Here is a 1,554-nt window from a genome sequence, read left to right as displayed (position 1 = left end):
TCAAGAATAATTAATATCGGGAAGTTGTTTCGTGCTTATTCCTTAGCTCAGGGGGGGTATCGTTTATCTTTTTATTTTTAAGAGGCTTAGGGTTGCGTAATAGATTTAGACTCTGAATGTGTTTATTCATAGACAATGTAAGAGCAAGGCATGGTCGGGCTGAATTAATCAATATAGATAAAATTAGCAGGTATTGAGCTAATGAAAATGATCAAAAAAGGGAAAATGATCGGAGGAGATGGTTTGTCTCCTGCAGGACAGTTTTATTCATTAGCCGTGTAAAGACCGGTTATGACCGGTCTTTATGCGCACGATAAACTTTTTCGACAGAACCCAAATTCCACCCACTACCCATAATTTAATGATAAAGAATATTTTAATGTTTGTTTTAATGACTATTGTATTGTCCGGATGTTCTAAACATTACCTTAGAAATCGTTTTGCTACTTATTACGGAGGTTATGGTAGTAACGATATACAAAATATTCCCACCTTAGTTCCACCAAAACTTATTGAAACTCATGATATAAACGGAAAAGTATCTACCTATAAAAACAAAAATTACGTTGTTTTGGGGGTCTCTAATTTTGAGGGTGAGTGGGAGACGAGAACAAAATCTATTGATCTTGCCAATAAAATAGGCGCAAGCGTCATTATTACCCAGTCGCAAAAAATTGACGATATTGCTCATAGATATTCTATCTCTATTCCTACAAGTAACACTTCATATCACTCTGGCAGTGTTTCTACCGGCATTTATTATACAGGTACTTCAACCACTTACGGTAGTCGAGAAATTCAGGGGGAGTATACCTCTGGAGAGTATAGGCAAAAAGCAGTATTTATGATTAAAAGGAATTAGGTAATGTCACTAACTGGAAAACTGGTAATATTGCTTATTACGATTCTTCACGCGGGTTGCGCTACTTTTAGTAGCGGTTACACTCCCGAACCTGTCACGACTGCTTCAAGCTACACTCATTCTGATCCTGTATCTCCTCAAGACATCTCGTTTTCGGTGGACTTAATAAGTGAGATAGGAAAATTTGATGTACTAAGTAAAGAAGGAATTATAGACGAAGTTAAAGAAAAATTGAGAACTATAGGATTATACAAAAAAATAGTATATGTACCTTTTAGAAAAAAAGAATCAAAGCATTTCCATTTTCAAGTCATTATTAGTGGAACGACAGAAGAGGAAAGCTTAGTTCTCTCTTATATGTCAGGTTTAACAATGATGTTAATACCCGTAGGTTTAGATTATTACTCAGATATGTCAGTGTTTGTTATAGAAAAAAATAATGAGGTATTTTCTGCATCAGCTTCAGAAAAATTTATTAAGATTATTTGGCTTCCTCTTATTATTTTGAGCCCACTATTTAATGATTACAATATTGCTAATAGAGTACTTGAAAAACAAGTTGATTACTTAGTAAGTGAAATTTCGGCAAGACCAACGATCGATACCCATAAGGAAATTAACGGCAAAGTTAGCAGATAATAAATACGGTTCTGTCGCATAAAGTTCACTTCCCCAGGTTATCTGCTATCATT

The 1,554-nt window shown here is 34.9% G+C and carries 2 protein-coding genes and 1 pseudogene; all 3 read left to right on the top strand.

Features of this window, described 5'->3' with window-relative positions:
* Positions 1-183 precede the first annotated feature (183 nt).
* Positions 184-282 (top strand): annotated as a pseudogene (locus tag CDZ78_RS24465) (IS6 family transposase); the annotation flags it as partial.
* 79 nt (positions 283-361) lie between these two features.
* The gene (locus CDZ78_RS20215) at positions 362-862 is read left to right on the top strand and encodes a hypothetical protein (RefSeq protein ID WP_140414263.1); all 501 of its coding nucleotides are present in this window, start codon (positions 362-364) and stop codon (positions 860-862) included.
* A 3-nt stretch (positions 863-865) separates the two neighbouring features.
* On the top strand, positions 866-1,501 hold the full coding sequence (locus CDZ78_RS20210) for a hypothetical protein (protein WP_087871558.1): 636 nt from the start codon (positions 866-868) through the stop codon (positions 1,499-1,501).
* Positions 1,502-1,554 lie beyond the last annotated feature (53 nt).

It is taken from the genome of Bathymodiolus platifrons methanotrophic gill symbiont (assembly GCF_002189065.1).
Taxonomy (GTDB): Bacteria; Pseudomonadota; Gammaproteobacteria; order Methylococcales; family Methylomonadaceae; genus Methyloprofundus.
This window is presented reverse-complemented; position numbering and strand designations above follow the sequence as displayed.